The sequence below is a fragment of the Pseudomonas fluvialis genome, assembly GCF_014207935.1.
Taxonomy (GTDB): Bacteria; Pseudomonadota; Gammaproteobacteria; order Pseudomonadales; family Pseudomonadaceae; genus Aquipseudomonas; species Aquipseudomonas fluvialis_A.
Map to the genome: position 1 here is coordinate 498,019 of NZ_JACHLL010000001.1, position 14,453 is coordinate 512,471.

The following is a 14,453-nucleotide window of genomic DNA, read 5'->3' on the forward strand; positions in this document are numbered from 1 at the left end:
CTAGAATGGCACCCTGATCTGTCCATCGTGGTCTGTCATGCCTTCCTCTTCCCGCCAGGGACTGCTCCTTGGCCTGTGCGCCTACTTCATCTGGGGCCTCTTCCCGCTCTACTTCAAGACCCTGGCCGCCATTCCGGCGCTGGAGATCATCGTCCACCGCGTGCTCTGGTCAGCACTCTGTGGTGCTGTCCTGCTGGCGTTGTGGCGCCATCGCGGCTGGTGGCGCGAACTGACCGACAATCCCTGGCGTTTCGGCATCCTGGCGGCCTCTGGCGCACTCATCGCCATCAACTGGCTGGTCTATGTCTGGGCGGTCAATCATGAGCGCATGCTCGATGCCAGCCTCGGCTACTACATCAATCCGCTGATCAATGTAGTGCTGGCTCTGTTGCTGCTCGGCGAGCGCCTGCGCCGACTGCAGTGGCTGGCCGTCGGGCTGGCAGCGCTGGGCGTGGCACAGCAGGTCTGGCAGCTCGGCTACCTGCCGTGGATTTCCCTGGTGCTGGCACTGTCTTTCGGCTTCTACGGGATCATCCGCAAGCAGGCGCCGGTCGCGGCGCTACCCGGACTGGTGGTGGAAACCTGGTTGCTACTGCCGCTGGCACTCGGCTGGCTGCTCTGGCATGACAGCGCCCTGCCCCCCCAGACGGACTTCTGGAGTACATCCGCAGCCGCCTGGCTGCTGCTTACCGGCCCTATTACCCTGGTGCCGCTACTGTGCTTCAACGCCGCCGCCCGGCAGCTGCCCTATGCCACCCTCGGTTTCCTGCAGTACATAGCGCCAACCCTGGTGCTGCTGCAGGCGGTGCTGCTCTACGACGAGCCACTGCCCGCGAGCAAGCTGCTCGCCTTTGCCTGCATCTGGCTGGCGTTGGCGCTGTACAGCTGGGATGCCTGGCGGCATAGCCGACGCTACGGCTGATCAGATTCTGCGCAACAGCCGCCAGGCCGCGCGGTGAGTGGGCGGGACGCTCTTGTCCAGCGCTTATCCACAGCACCATCCCCAGCGACTGTGCACAACCGATTGAATTTGCACGTTTTTTGACCGGAACCGGGAAGCCGGCGACAGGCCTGGCCTGGGAAGAGGGCTCCCCAGCTTATCCACAGCCTTGCCCCCGGCAACTGGGGATCAGTCCTCGGGACGCAGCACCAGCTCGACCATCAGGTCATCGGCCAGGCTTTCCAGCTTGCACTGCAGGGTATCCAGCGACAGGGTCAGCGGCAGCGCCAGCAAGGCCTCGGCATGGAACAGCGGCTCGCTGCTCATGGGAGCTGGCAGCACTTCGGTGGTCAGGCGCTCGACGTTGACGCCGAGATCGGCCAGCTGGCGGCTGATGTCGCGCATGATGCCGGGGCGATCGTTCCCGACCAGGTCAAGGTGAATCGGCTTCCAGTTACACGATGGCTCGATGCCGCTGTGCGCCACCAGCACCCGGATGTCGAATGCCTTGAGCTCCTGCAGGCTTTCCACCAGTTCATCATGGGCCTCGGCCGGCACCGCCACCCGCAGGATGCCGGCAAACTGCCCGGCCATGCGCGACATACGGCTCTCCAGCCAGTTTCCACCGTGCCCGGCGACAACCTGGGCAATGCGTTCCACCAATCCCGGCTGGTCCGGGGCAATGACGGTTAGGACGAGATGATCCACGGACAACTCCTTGTTCAGGGCTTGAGACTGAGCCAGTAGGTATAAAACACCTGGTCACGCACGTAGCCAAGCTTTTCGTACAGTGCCTGCCCAGCCAGGTTGGTTTTCGCCGTTTCCAGTTGCAGGCCGCAGGCGCCGGTCGACTCCGCGTGCGCCCGGGCCGCATTCATCAGCGCCTCGGCGACGCCCTGGCGGCGAGCCTGCGAGCTGACGAAAAGATCATTGAGCAGGTAGGACGGCTGCAGCTCCAGTGAATTGAAGATGGGATAGAGCTGGATAAAACCCTGCGCCTCGCCGGCAGCATCCCGCGCCAGCAGCAGCACCGAGTCGCTCTGGTCGAGACGCTGAGCCAGAAAGGCCCGAACCTCCGACAAACTACGCGGCACTTCGTAGAACGCCAGATAGGCGGCAAACAGCGGGGTCAATTCATCCAGATCATTCAGGCTGGCAAGGTGTACCGGCATAACGGCCTCCTGTGGCTATGCAGCGAGTATAGGCATGACCGGGAATCGCCTTGCAGTCATTTGCAGACGCCCGCCCCCTGATTTTTCCCGCAGCATCCTGTAGTATTCCCCGCCTCGCACTACAAGGCCCTGGCGCCGGGTATTGCGAACCGTCCCAAGCCCAGAGCCGTTCCGTAACAGAGTTGAGGCAAGCAATGACTGAGCGCGTACAAGTCGGTGGCCTGCAGGTCGCCAAAGTCCTGTTGGACTTCGTCAACAACGAAGCCATTCCCGGAACCGGCATCAGCGCCGAACAGTTCTGGGCCGGTGCCGATGCGGTCATCCATGACCTGGCGCCGAAGAACCGCGCTCTGCTGGCCAAGCGCGACGAGATCCAGGCCCAGATTGATGCCTGGCACCAGGCCCGCAAAGGCCAGGCCCACGACGCCATGGCCTACAAGGCCTTCCTGCAGGAAATCGGTTACCTGCTGCCTGAGCCGGCTGACTTCCAGGCCACCACCCAGAACGTCGACGAAGAAATCGCCCGCATGGCCGGCCCGCAGCTGGTCGTCCCGGTGATGAACGCCCGTTTCGCCCTGAACGCCTCCAACGCCCGCTGGGGCTCGCTGTACGATGCCCTCTACGGCACCGACGTGATCAGCGAAGAAAATGGCGCCGAGAAAGGCAAGGGTTACAACAAGGTCCGCGGCGACAAGGTCATCGCCTTCGCCCGCGCCTTCCTCGACGAAGCCGCGCCGCTGGCTGCTGGCTCTCACGTTGACTCCACTGCCTACAAGATCGTTGACGGCAAGCTGGTCGTCAGCCTGAAAGGCGGCAGCAACACCGGCCTGCGCGACGACGCTCAGCTGATCGGTTTCCAAGGCGATGCCGCTGCGCCGACCGCCGTGCTGCTCAAGCACAACGGCCTGCACTTCGAAATCCAGATCGACGCCAGCACCCCGGTCGGCCAGACCGACGCCGCCGGCGTGAAGGACGTGCTGATGGAAGCCGCCCTGACCACCATCATGGACTGCGAAGACTCCGTTGCCGCCGTCGATGCCGAAGACAAGGTTGTGGTCTACAAGAACTGGCTCGGCCTGATGAAGGGCGACCTGGCCGAAGAAGTGGCCAAGGGCGGCAGCACCTTCACCCGCACCATGAACCCGGACCGCACCTACACCAAAGTCGACGGCTCCACCCTGACCCTGCATGGTCGCAGCCTGCTGTTCGTGCGTAACGTCGGTCACCTGATGACCATCGACGCCATCGTCGACAAAGACGGCTTCGAAGTGCCGGAAGGCATCATGGACGGCCTGGTGACCAGCCTGATCGCCATGCACAACCTGAAGGGCAACACCAGCCGCAAGAACACCCGCACCGGCTCCGTGTACATCGTGAAGCCGAAGATGCATGGCCCGGAAGAAGTCGCCTTCACCACCGAGTTGTTCGGCCGTATCGAGGATGTACTGGGCATGACCCGCAACACCCTCAAGGTCGGCATCATGGACGAAGAGCGCCGCACCACCGTCAACCTGAAAGCCTGCATCAAGGCTGCCAGCGAGCGCGTGGTGTTCATCAACACCGGCTTCCTCGACCGTACCGGTGACGAAATCCACACCTCCATGGAAGCCGGCGCGATGATCCGCAAGGCCGCCATGAAGGCCGAGAAGTGGATCAGCGCCTACGAGAACTGGAACGTCGACATCGGCCTGGCCACCGGCCTGCAGGGTCGCGCCCAAATCGGTAAAGGTATGTGGGCCATGCCCGACCTGATGGCCGGCATGGTTGAACAAAAGATCATGCACCCGATGGCCGGTGCCAACACCGCCTGGGTACCGTCGCCGACCGCAGCCACCCTGCACGCCCTGCACTACCACAAGGTCGACGTGTTCGCCCGTCAGGCCGAGCTGGCCAAGCGCGAGCGCGCCTCGGTAGACGACATCCTGACCATTCCGCTGGCCAAGGACACCAACTGGACCCCAGAGGAAATCCAGAACGAACTGGACAACAACTCGCAGGGCATCCTCGGTTACGTGGTGCGCTGGATCGACCAGGGCGTCGGCTGCTCCAAGGTGCCGGACATCAACGACGTCGGCCTGATGGAAGACCGCGCTACCCTGCGCATCTCCAGCCAGCTGCTGGCCAACTGGCTGCGTCATGGCATCGTCACCGAAGCGCAGATCGTCGAGAGCCTCAAGCGCATGGCGCCGGTGGTTGACCGTCAGAACGCCAACGACCCGCTGTACCGTCCGCTGGCGCCGAACTTCGACGACAACATCGCCTTCCAGGCTGCCCTGGAGCTGGTGGTCGAAGGCACCAAGCAGCCGAACGGCTACACCGAGCCGGTCCTGCACCGCCGCCGCCGCGAATTCAAGGCCAAAAACGCCCAGTAATTCGCCGCTGTGAAAAAGCCGCCCTCCGGGGCGGTTTTTTTATGCCCGTCGAGCCCTACTCCAGGCTCACTCCGTAGCGCTGATAGAGGCGCGCGACCTCACCCTCGGCGTACAAGGCAATCAGCGCCTGGCGCAGGCTGGACAAGACCGCTGCGTCCATCTGCGGATGACAGGCCATGTCCTCCATCAGAGTCAGAAAAGGCAGTACCTCGCGTGGGGCTGTCTCGCCTTTGCGCACCAGTGAACTCACTACCAAAGGACTGGCCGCCCACAAGGGCGCGCGCCCGCCCTGCAACATGGCGTAACTGAGGGTTTCCTTGTTGGAAAACTCGACGCGGAAACCTTGAGCCTTAAGGTACTCGCCACCTCCCGAGCCCTGATGACTGAGAATGCGCAAGCCCCGCGCCTGCTCCAGGCTGTCGAGCTGCAGGGGATTGCCTGGCAGCGCATAAAGGCCCAGACGCGAGATCAACAACGGGCCGACCCAGGCATAGCTCGATTCCCGCTCCTGCCGGCGCTCAACCAACAGGACACAACTATCGGCATCGCGCTGCGCACTCATCAGGGCGCGCTGCAACGGCACGAAAACAATCCGGTAGTCGACCCCGGCGCGACGGAACATCTGACCGGCCAGATCCACCACGAGCCCCGCTGCAGTTCCCTCGCTCTGGCTGCTCAACGGAGGCCGCTCCCAAGCCAGCAAGCGCACCTCAGCCTGCACCACGGTACAGCACAGCCAGAGCAGCAGCGCGAGCAGAGCACTAATCCCACGCATGCAGCGCCTCCTGATACGGCAGCGTGCGTCCAGGCGGATTCTCATCAGACAACACCGGATAGGGGGCGCCCGGCGCCTGCAACCAGCGCAGTTCGCTGTCCTCGGCGTTCAGCCGCGGCGCACAGGCATGCTGCTGACGACTGCCCAGCAGCGCCAGATGCTGATCAAACGCCTCGGCCAGCTGCTGCAGTGCCTGACGTGCACTGACCTGACCAGCCAGCGCCGGGTAGGCGTGGCGCCACCACAGGCTGGCCATCCCGGCGTAATCCGGCACATTGGCGCCCGTCGGGGTCCAGCGCCGGGCTGCACGACTGCGGTAGAACTCCACCAGACCACCCAGACGCGGCGCCGCCTCGAGCATGGCCGGGGTATCGAGATCGGACTGGCGGATCGGCGTCAGGCCGACCAGGGTCTTGCGCAGCGACACGCTTTTGGCCACGGTGAACTGGGCGTACAGCCAGGCCGCCTGCAGGCGCTTGAGCGGTGTGTTCTTGAGAAAGGTCCAGGCACCGACATCCTGGTAACCGGACTTCATGCCTTCCTGCCAGTAGGCGCCACGCGGTGAGGGCGCCACCCGCCAGCGCGGCAGCCCCTGTTCGTCGAGCATCGGGCTGCCTGGGCGGGTGTAATCGGCTGTGAACGCGGTGTACCAGAACACCTGCTGAGCCACGTAGCCTTGCGCCGCCACATTACCTGCCTGGTTGAAACTCATCTGCTGCGCTTCGGGTGGCGCATAACGCTTGAGCCAGTCGATGTACTTCTGCAGCGCATAGACCGCCGGGGGGCTGTCCAGCGCACCACCGCGGCGCGTGCTGGCCCCGGCGGGGCGACAGTTCTCCACGCGGATACCCCAGTCATCCACCGGCAGGCCATTGGGCAGGCCGGTATCGGCCACACCGGCCATGCCCAGCCAGGCGTCCGACAGCCGCCAGCCCAGCGACGGATCATGGGCACCGTAGTCCATGTGACCATAGACCCGCTGCCCGTCGATCTCGCGCACCCGCTCACTGAAGAACTCGGCGATATCCTCATAGGCCGCCCAGTTCTGCGGCACCGCCAGCTCATAGCCATAGTGCTGGCGGAACGCCTCCTTGAGCTCGGGACGGGCAAACCAGTCATGCCGGTACCAGTACAGATTGGCGAACTGTTGATCGGGCAACTGGTACAGCTTGCCATCCGGGGCGGTGGTGAAGTTGAGGCCGATGAAGTCGTTCAGGTCGAGCGTCGGCAGAGTCACGGCTCGGCCCTCGCCGACCATGAAGTCACTCAGCGCCAGCACCTTGCCTTCGCGAAAATGCTGGCCGATCAGGTCGCTGTCACTGATGTAGCCGTCGTATAAGGCCAGCCCCAGCTCACTCTGGGTGCGCAGCTTGTTGACCACATCGTCTTCCCCGGTGATTTCATGCACCACACGGATACCGGTCAGCTGACGGAACAGCGGTGCCAGCACATTGGCCTCATACCAGTGGGTGTGGATGTTCTCCGAAACCACCCGCACCGTCATACCGCGAAAAGGCTGAGCCGCCTCGATAAACCACTGCAGTTCACGACGTTGCTGCTCGGTCGACAACGAGCTGGGCTGCAATTCGTCCATAACCTGTTGCAGCGGCTCGGCGGCCGAAAGCCCAGGCATATGGCAACACAGCAGCAAAAGGCAAACACCTGCACGCATGCCGCACTCCATCGTCGGCAACTCCAGTAGCGGCAAGCTTAGCCGTTGCCGCCAGCGGCGCACCGTCAGAGGGCGATTGCGTTCAAAAAAGTGCAATTCGAGCCAAACCGGTCTATAGCAAAGAGACAAGATGCCGATAAGTGCATAGCCAAGGCTTGGCGGAAAAGTCCGGGATAGACACCTGAAGAATAGGTGGACGCGATGCATATCGACGCCACGGCAGTACTCCTGAGGGGAGCTCCAGATGCTCAAGAACATGTCGTTGACCTTCAAGCTGGCCTTGTTGCCAGCCGTTGCCATCATTGGCCTGCTACTGTTTGTCGGCTTTACCTACAAACAGCTCTCGACCAACGATGAGCGCCTGGTACTGCTGGAAAGCCGCAGCTACCCGACCCTGGAGAAGGCCGACGCGGCAATCTTCCAGTTCTCCCTGTTACCCGGCCTGCTCAACAGCGCCGTAGCCGCCAGCGAAGTGGCCGAACTGGACCGGGCACGCACGGTGCTGGGCGAAATCGCCACACTGCAACAGGCCATGCTCAGTCTGACCCAGGATGACCCGGAACTGAACGCTCAAGTCGGCCAGTGGCAGAGCGCCGTGGAGAAATACAGCGGCAATGCACTGAACTCCTCCGAGCGGCTGATCAAGGGCAGCGCCACTTTCGATGACCTGCGCCCCAACCTCGACCGCATGAGCAGTGACCTGCAACAGGCGCAGAAGCTGGCCAGCGAATTCCGCGCCAATGCCTATGGGGAATTCCAGCAGCAGCTCGAAGAAATCCGCACCGACAACCGCGCCACCATCAACGTCGGCATCGGCCTGACCCTGGCGCTAGTGGCCTTGGTCAGCATTGGTGCAACGGTCATCATTCGCGGCATCATGGGCAACGTGTACGGTGTGATTCGCTCGCTGAAGGGCATCGCCCGTGGCGATGGCGATCTGACCCAACGTGTCAACGTCGACGCCAACGACGAAATCGGCGCGATGATCGAACTGTTCAATGGCTTCCTCGACAAGCTGCAGGGCACCATACGCCAGATCATCGACTCGGCCAGCCCGCTGGGACAGATGTCTCAGGAGCTGTATCGCCTGACCCAGGGTGCCGAAGACAATGCGCGCTCGCAGCAAGGGCATACCGACTCGATCAGCCGCGATATCCAGACCATGACCGGCAGTATTCAGGAAGTGGCGCAGCGCTCCCAGCAGGCCTCGCAGGAAGCCGGCGCCGCCTCGCGTCAGGCAGAAACCGCCAGGCAGAACATCGACAGCCTGTCCTCCAGCATCAGCGACCTGGGTAGCAGCGTGATGGGCGCCGTGCAGGCCATGGAGCAACTGGAGGAGGAAACCCAGCAAGTTGGCTCGGTGCTCACGGTGATCCGCTCGATTGCCGAGCAGACCAACCTGCTCGCCCTCAACGCCGCCATCGAAGCCGCCCGCGCTGGCGAGCAGGGCCGAGGCTTTGCCGTGGTCGCCGACGAAGTACGCAACCTAGCGCAGAAGACCGCCGCCTCCACCGCCGAGATCCAGCAGATCATCCAGCGCCTGCAGAACAGCGCCAACGGCGTGCTCAACGTGATGACCGCCAATGGCGACAAGGCTCAGGCCAGCATCCAGCGTTCCGTCGAAGCCACCCAGGTCCTGGCCGCCATCGCCCAGGCCGTGCGCCAGATTGACGAACTCAATGCCGGCATTGCCCAATACACCCACGAACAGATCGGCCTTTCCAGCTCGATCCAGGAAGACACCCAGGTCCTGCAACACGACGCCCAGGCCACCGCCAACGGTGCCGAAGCGACAGCCCGGCTGGGTGAGCAACTGGTCAGCACCGGCGACCAGCTACGCGCGGCAACCGCCCAGTTCCGCGTCTAATAACCAGAACCAAGGAGCAAGTCCTGATGAGAAAAGTCCACCTGCTGTCCCTGGCCATTGCCATGGCCAGTTCCACTGCCTATGCCGTCGAGCAGGGTGAATTCGTCTACAACGGCTTCGGCACCCTCGGCATTACCCACCTGGGTGGCGAGGACGATCTCGACTATGGCATCCAGGGTCAGACCAACGATGGCTGGCGTGGCGACCAACTGAGCAAGTTTGCAGTCCAGGGACAGTACGGCATTACCGATACCCTGAGCCTGACTGCTCAGCTAGGGACAAAACCCGTGCAGGACAGCTGGGAAGTCGGCCCCGGCAATATCTACCTGGCCTGGCAGGCCAATGACAATCTGACCCTGCGCGGTGGTCGCATTGGCACGCCGATCTACATGTACTCCGAAACCCTTCAAGTAGGTTTTTCCTACCCGTGGCTGCGCCTGCCGGAAGAGGTATACAGCCTGGTTCAGCTGACCAACCATGAAGGCGCTGACATTCTCTACAACCGGGGCACTGCACTGGGCGCCGTGAGCTTCCAGGTTTCCGGTGGCCAGGCCAAGAACCGCGACGTCTACTCGCTCGATGATACCCACGACATTGACTACAACAATGTCTTCGCCACCAGCCTGGCACTGTCCACCGACAACTTTGGTACCTTCCGCATCGGCTACGCCGAAGCCGATATCAAGACCACCATTGATGAAAACATCATCAATGCCTTTGGCAGCCCGCAGAACTATGTGTTCAACGACCTGGACAACCAGAAAGGCAAGTTCAGCTCGATCGGCCACCAGTATGACAATGGCACCTGGCTGAGCGCGGCAGAAGCCATCAAACTGACCACCGAGAGCAATAACTCCAACGAAACCACCGCGTTCTACGTCATGGGTGGCCGCCGCTTTGGCGATTACCTGGGACATCTCACCTATGCGCAACTGGATGCTCCGGCTGGCCGTCAGAACTCGATGACCTATGGCCTGAACTACAGCATGACCCCGACCGTCACTCTGAAGGGTGAGTACAAGCGTGTCGACATCTCACAGGGCAACTACACCGGCGTATTCCGCGCCGATGCGCAACAGACCTACGACAATGGTGTGGCAGAACTGACCAATGGCGTCCTGGGTGAGCCGCTCGGCACCCCCGACGGCGACATCATCAGCGTCGGCGTCGACTTCATCTTCTAAGGAGAGCCTGAATGAACAAGCTGCTTAGTGCTCTCGCTCTACTGGGCTGTGCCTCGCTGGCCCAGGCCGAAGTCGCGGTGATCGTCAATGCCGGCGCCAGCGCCGCACCTTCCCAGGCCGATGTGGCCAACATCTTCCTGGGCAAGGACAAATCGCTCAAAGGCGTCGACATCAAGGACTGGACCCCGACCAAGGACAAGTTCTACAGCGCCGTGACCAGCAAGAACGAAGCCCAGCTCAAGGCCTACTGGTCCGGGCTGGTCTTCACCGGCAAGGGCCAGCCGCTGCCCACCGTGGCCGATGACGCCGCCGTGGTCGCCAAGGTCGGCGCCGAGGCCGATGCCATCGGTTACGTCGATGCTGCTTCGGTCACCCCGGCGGTCAAGGTACTGTTCACCCTGCCCTGATCGTGCCCCACTGAACAAGCCGCCTGCGGGCGGCTTGTTCATTTCTGACCTACACAAATTCAGTGTGCGACCAAAGTGCAATGGCCCCTGGCCAAGGGCTGGGCAATGCTGCGAAGAACCGGCAAGAGGCCTTGAGCATGGCAACGCAGACATCCCCCCTCGGCAAGCTGGCCGTGCAGCAGAACCTGCAGGGTCATCTGGAGTTCCTGCGCAAATACCCGCCCTTCAACCAGATGGACACTGCCCACCTGGCATTTCTGCTGGAGCAGGCCCGCCTGGTCTTCCATGCCGCCGGCGAGGTCATCGTCAGCCCCGAGCAGGGCCCGGTCAGCCACTTTCATATCGTCAAACAGGGCCGCGTGGTCGGTGCCCGCCAACAGGGCGTCGCCGAGGAAAACACCTTCGAGATCAGTACTGGTGAGTGCTTCCCGCTGGCCGCCCTACTCGGTGAGCGCGCGACCCGCACCGCGCACATCGCCGCTGAAGACTGCTTCTGCCTGCAGCTCGACAAGGCCGCCTTCGCCCGCCTGTTTGCCCTCTCCGTGCCGTTCCGCGATTTCGCCCTGCGCGGCGTCAGCGGCCTGCTCGACCAGGTCAACCAGCAGCTGCAGCTACGCGCCGCCGAAAACCTTGGCGCGCAGTATTCGCTGGATGCCCTCCTGGACGAACTGGCCCCGCGTCAGCCGATCAGTTGCCTGGGCGATCTGCCGTTGCGCCAGGCCGTGAAACTGATGCATGAACAGCAGGTCGGCAGCATCGTCATCGTCGATGCCGAGGAGCGCCCGCACGGCATCTTCACCCTGCGTGATCTGCGCCGCCTGATCGCCAATCTCGACGCAGGCCAGCAAGGCGAACTGGACCGGCCAATAGCAGAGCTGATGACCCAGTCACCCTTCCACCTGCCGCCACATGCCACCGCCTTCGATGCCGCACTGGCGATGACCGAGCGACACATTGCGCACATCTGCCTGGTCCGCGACGGCCGCCTGACCGGGGTACTCTCCGAGCGCGACCTGTTCTCCCTGCAGCGTGTCGATCTGGTACACCTGGCCCGCACCATCCGCCATGCCGGACGCCTGGAAACCCTCGCGGCCCTGCGCGAGGACATCCGCCAGTTGGTCGAACGCATGCTGGCCCACGGCGCCACGGCCATGCAGATCACCCGCCTGATCACCCTGCTTAACGATCACACAGTCAAACGGGTGATCGAGCTGGTGCTGGAGGAAGCAGGCGACCCCGGCATTCCCTTCACCTGGCTGGTGTTTGGCAGCGAAGCCCGTGGCGAGCAGACCCTGCACACCGACCAGGACAACGGCCTGCTGTTCGAGGCCATGGACGACGCCGAAGCCGCGCAGATCCGTGCCCGCCTGCTGCCACTGGCCGGACGGATTAACCAGGCCCTGGCCGACTGCGGCTTCAGCCTGTGCAAAGGCAATGTCATGGCCAGCAACCCGGAGCTGTGTCTGTCCCGCCAGGAATGGTCGCGACGCTTCTCCGCCTTTATCCGCGAAGCGACCCCGGACAGCCTGCTCGGCTCGACCATCTACTTCGACCTGCGCGCGGTCTGGGGCGACGACAGCGGTGCCGAAGCCCTGCGCCAGCAGATCCTCGCCGAGGTCGCCGACAACAGCATCTTCCAGCGCCTGCTGGCCGACAGCGCGCTGCGCCAGAAGCCACCGCTGGGCGGCCTGCTGCGCGACTTCGCGCTGGCCAGACATGGCGAGGCCAAGCACACCCTGGACCTCAAGGTGCAGGGCCTGACCCCCTTCGTCGACGGTGCGCGCCTGCTTGCACTGAGTCACGGCGTATCCGCCTGCAACACCCTGGAGCGCCTGCGCGGGCTGATCGAGCGCGGCGTGATCGATGCCCAGGATGGCGCCGCCTTCGACGAGGCCTACCAGTTCATCCAGCTCACCCGCCTGCACCAGCACCAGCTGCAGGCCCGCGCGGAGCAGGGCTTCAGCAATCGCCTCGACCCCGATGAACTGAACCACCTCGACCGCCGCATCCTGCGCGAATCCTTCCGCCAGGCGCAGCGCCTGCAGAGCAGCCTGGCGCTGCGCTACCAGCTATGAAGCGCCTGTTTGCCTGGGGCAAGCCGCGCACCGACGAGGCCCTGCACGCTCGTCTGCAGACCCTGCCGGCCGCCGCCGAGCTGAGCCAGCAGCCACTGAGCCAGCAGCAATGGGTAGTGGTGGACGTGGAAAGCACCGGGCTCAACCTGCAGCGCGACCTGCTGCTGTCGATCGGTGCCGTCGCCATCGAGGGCAACAGCATCGGCCTGGCTGAAGGCTTTACCTGCACCCTCAACCGCGACCAGCAGCACCTGGGCGACAGCGTGCTGCTGCACGGCATCTCGCCCAGCGAGCTGGCGGCGGGACTGACGCCGGCCGAAGCCCTGCTGGCCTTCATGGAGTACCTGGGTGACCGCCCGCTGCTGGCCTTCCATGCGCCCTTCGACCAGCAGATGCTCGCCCGCGCACTCAAGGAAGAGTTCAACTACAAGCTGCGCCACCCCTTCCTCGACCTGGCAGATCTGGCCCCGATGCTGTGCCCACAGGCCGGGCTGAGCAAAGGCGGCCTGGACGACTGGATGAGCTTCTTCGGCCTGGCCAACCTACAACGGCACAATGCCTATGCCGACGCTCTGGCCACCGCCGAGCTGGCCCTGATCCTGTTCAGCCGCGCCCGCCGGCAAGGCCTCGACAGCGCCTACGCCTTAAGCGACGCCCTGGCGCGCTGGAAGCGCCGCCAGCAACAGTCGGCCTGGTAAGGCAGCTCAAGAGAAGAGTGACAGAGTGCCTTTGCGCTCACCCGACCACAGCTCGTCGAAGTTGTTGAAGCCCCACTCCTCCACCGACTCGCGGCCGACGATCTTTTCCTGGCCAACCAGCTTGGCCAGCTCCAGCACCACCTGCGGCAGCGGGGTCTTGGAGCGAGCGGAGAAGAACACCTTGACCTTGGGGGTCAGCAGCGACTGCTCGTCCTGCTCCAGTACCACCGCCAGGCGCCCGCTCTCCAGGCGCACCAACGATCCCACCGGGTAGATGCCGAGCGCCTTGACGAAGGCCTGAAACACTCGCTCGTCGAACTGCAGCTTGCTCCACTCGGCCATCTTGCGGATCGATTCGGCCGGGCCCCAGCCCTTCTGGTAGGGCCGGTCGGAGCTGATGGCGTCGTACACGTCGCACACCGCGCACATCTTGGCCAGCAGGCCGGTCTTGTCGCCCTTGAGCGCATCAGGGTAGCCGCTGCCGTCCTGGCGCTCGTGGTGGTGCAGGCAGACATCCAGCACCGCAGCACTGATGCCCGGCATCTGCTTGAGCAGATCAACCCCGGCGCGCGGATGATCGCGCAGCAGGGTGATGTCGATCTTGCTCAGCTTGCCCGGATTGTTCAGCAGCTCCGGCGGCATGATGATTTCGCCGATATCGTGCAGCAGGCCGGCCAGTCCGGCTTCGCGCACCAGCTTCTCGGCCAGCCCAAGCTGACGAGCCAGCGCCACCATCAGCGCACTCACCGCCAGGGCATGCATGGCCGAATACTCACTGGCGCTGCGCAGTCGCGCCAGGCTGATCAGGGCATGGGGATGGCGATCCAGCGAGGCGCTGACCTCATCCACCAGCTCCAGCGCCGCGGTCTTGTCTAGCGCGCCACCCTGGCGCACGGCATCAAACAACTCGTCGAGCTGCTCGCGGGCATAGCCGCAAAACTTCAGAGAACGGCCGATTTCCTCGTCCATGCCAGGCCGGGGTGGCGCCGGCAGCGGTTGGGCGGCGGCCAGCAGCACCGCCTCGGTATCGGCCTCGACCTCCTCGACGCTCTGCCCGCCCTCGACGTCCAGCCCCTTGTCGGTGTCGATCCACAGCTCGCGCACCGCACTGCCCTGCAAACGGCCAAGGTCACGTTCATCCTTGAGCAGAAAGCGCGGCTTCCAGAAGGGGTGATCCATCCACGAGCCGCACAGCTCGTGGACATACATGCCCACTGCTGCCTCGCCGACCGGAATGCGTTTGAGCGCCATCTCGCCGTTGTCCTGTGCCGAATCGTTCGCTGGCCACTGG

Annotated in this window: 12 protein-coding genes; 7 read left to right on the forward strand and 5 right to left on the reverse strand. The window is 63.6% G+C overall.

From position 1 onward, the window contains the following. Nucleotides 1-37 precede the first annotated feature (37 nt). A complete protein-coding gene (gene rarD, locus HNP49_RS02240) occupies nt 38-922 on the forward strand; it encodes an EamA family transporter RarD (RefSeq protein ID WP_184680239.1) in 885 nt (294 codons plus the stop codon). Between the two features lie 207 nt (nt 923-1,129). Here the strand turns inward: rarD and HNP49_RS02245 are convergent, their stop codons facing one another. Both HNP49_RS02245 and HNP49_RS02250 read right to left on the reverse strand, forming a co-directional pair. Then, nucleotides 1,130-1,648, reverse strand: a complete 519-nt coding sequence (locus HNP49_RS02245; RefSeq protein ID WP_184680240.1) for an ACT domain-containing protein — start codon at nt 1,646-1,648, stop codon at nt 1,130-1,132. Nucleotides 1,649-1,662: 14 nt separating this feature from the next. Beyond that, a complete protein-coding gene (locus HNP49_RS02250) occupies nt 1,663-2,112 on the reverse strand; it encodes a GNAT family N-acetyltransferase (protein ID WP_184680241.1) in 450 nt (149 codons plus the stop codon). Between the two features lie 194 nt (nt 2,113-2,306). Between HNP49_RS02250 and HNP49_RS02255 the strand changes: the two genes are divergently transcribed. Beyond that, a complete protein-coding gene (locus HNP49_RS02255) occupies nt 2,307-4,484 on the forward strand; it encodes a malate synthase G (protein ID WP_184680242.1) in 2,178 nt (725 codons plus the stop codon). Between the two features lie 55 nt (nt 4,485-4,539). Here the strand turns inward: HNP49_RS02255 and HNP49_RS02260 are convergent, their stop codons facing one another. Together HNP49_RS02260 and HNP49_RS02265 are read right to left on the reverse strand one after the other, a co-directional pair. Further along, nucleotides 4,540-5,259: an ABC transporter substrate-binding protein gene (locus tag HNP49_RS02260; RefSeq protein ID WP_184680243.1), complete on the reverse strand. Its 720-nt coding sequence runs from the start codon at nt 5,257-5,259 to the stop codon at nt 4,540-4,542. Next, the gene (locus tag HNP49_RS02265; RefSeq protein WP_260407055.1) at nt 5,246-6,892 is read right to left on the reverse strand and encodes an ABC transporter substrate-binding protein; all 1,647 of its coding nucleotides are present in this window, start codon (nt 6,890-6,892) and stop codon (nt 5,246-5,248) included. Before HNP49_RS02265 ends, HNP49_RS02260 begins: the two co-directional genes overlap by 14 nt. A 283-nt stretch (nt 6,893-7,175) precedes the next feature. Here HNP49_RS02265 and HNP49_RS02270 point away from each other — a divergent pair, with 283 nt between their 5' ends. From HNP49_RS02270 to HNP49_RS02290, 5 genes are all read left to right on the forward strand, one after another. Next, nucleotides 7,176-8,798, forward strand: coding sequence for a methyl-accepting chemotaxis protein (locus HNP49_RS02270; RefSeq protein ID WP_184680245.1), 1,623 nt, complete (start codon nt 7,176-7,178; stop codon nt 8,796-8,798). Nucleotides 8,799-8,824: 26 nt separating this feature from the next. Beyond that, entirely contained in the window at nt 8,825-9,982 is a 1,158-nt protein-coding gene (locus tag HNP49_RS02275; RefSeq protein ID WP_184680246.1) for a hypothetical protein, read from the forward strand. Between the two features lie 11 nt (nt 9,983-9,993). Further along, on the forward strand, nt 9,994-10,389 hold the full coding sequence (locus tag HNP49_RS02280; RefSeq protein WP_184680248.1) for a phosphate ABC transporter substrate-binding protein: 396 nt from the start codon (nt 9,994-9,996) through the stop codon (nt 10,387-10,389). Nucleotides 10,390-10,526: 137 nt separating this feature from the next. Next, complete coding sequence (locus HNP49_RS02285; protein WP_184680254.1) at nt 10,527-12,464, forward strand: DUF294 nucleotidyltransferase-like domain-containing protein; 1,938 nt, start codon at nt 10,527-10,529, stop codon at nt 12,462-12,464. Further along, nucleotides 12,461-13,162 (forward strand): PolC-type DNA polymerase III, encoded by a 702-nt coding sequence (locus tag HNP49_RS02290; protein ID WP_184680256.1) that lies wholly within the window; start codon nt 12,461-12,463, stop codon nt 13,160-13,162. Before HNP49_RS02285 ends, HNP49_RS02290 begins: the two co-directional genes overlap by 4 nt. Before the next feature lie 6 nt (nt 13,163-13,168). On the opposite strand, the gene HNP49_RS02295 is transcribed toward HNP49_RS02290, so the two are convergent. Beyond that, a complete protein-coding gene (locus HNP49_RS02295; protein WP_184680258.1) occupies nt 13,169-14,413 on the reverse strand; it encodes an HD-GYP domain-containing protein in 1,245 nt (414 codons plus the stop codon). Between the last annotated feature and the right edge of the window lie 40 nt (nt 14,414-14,453).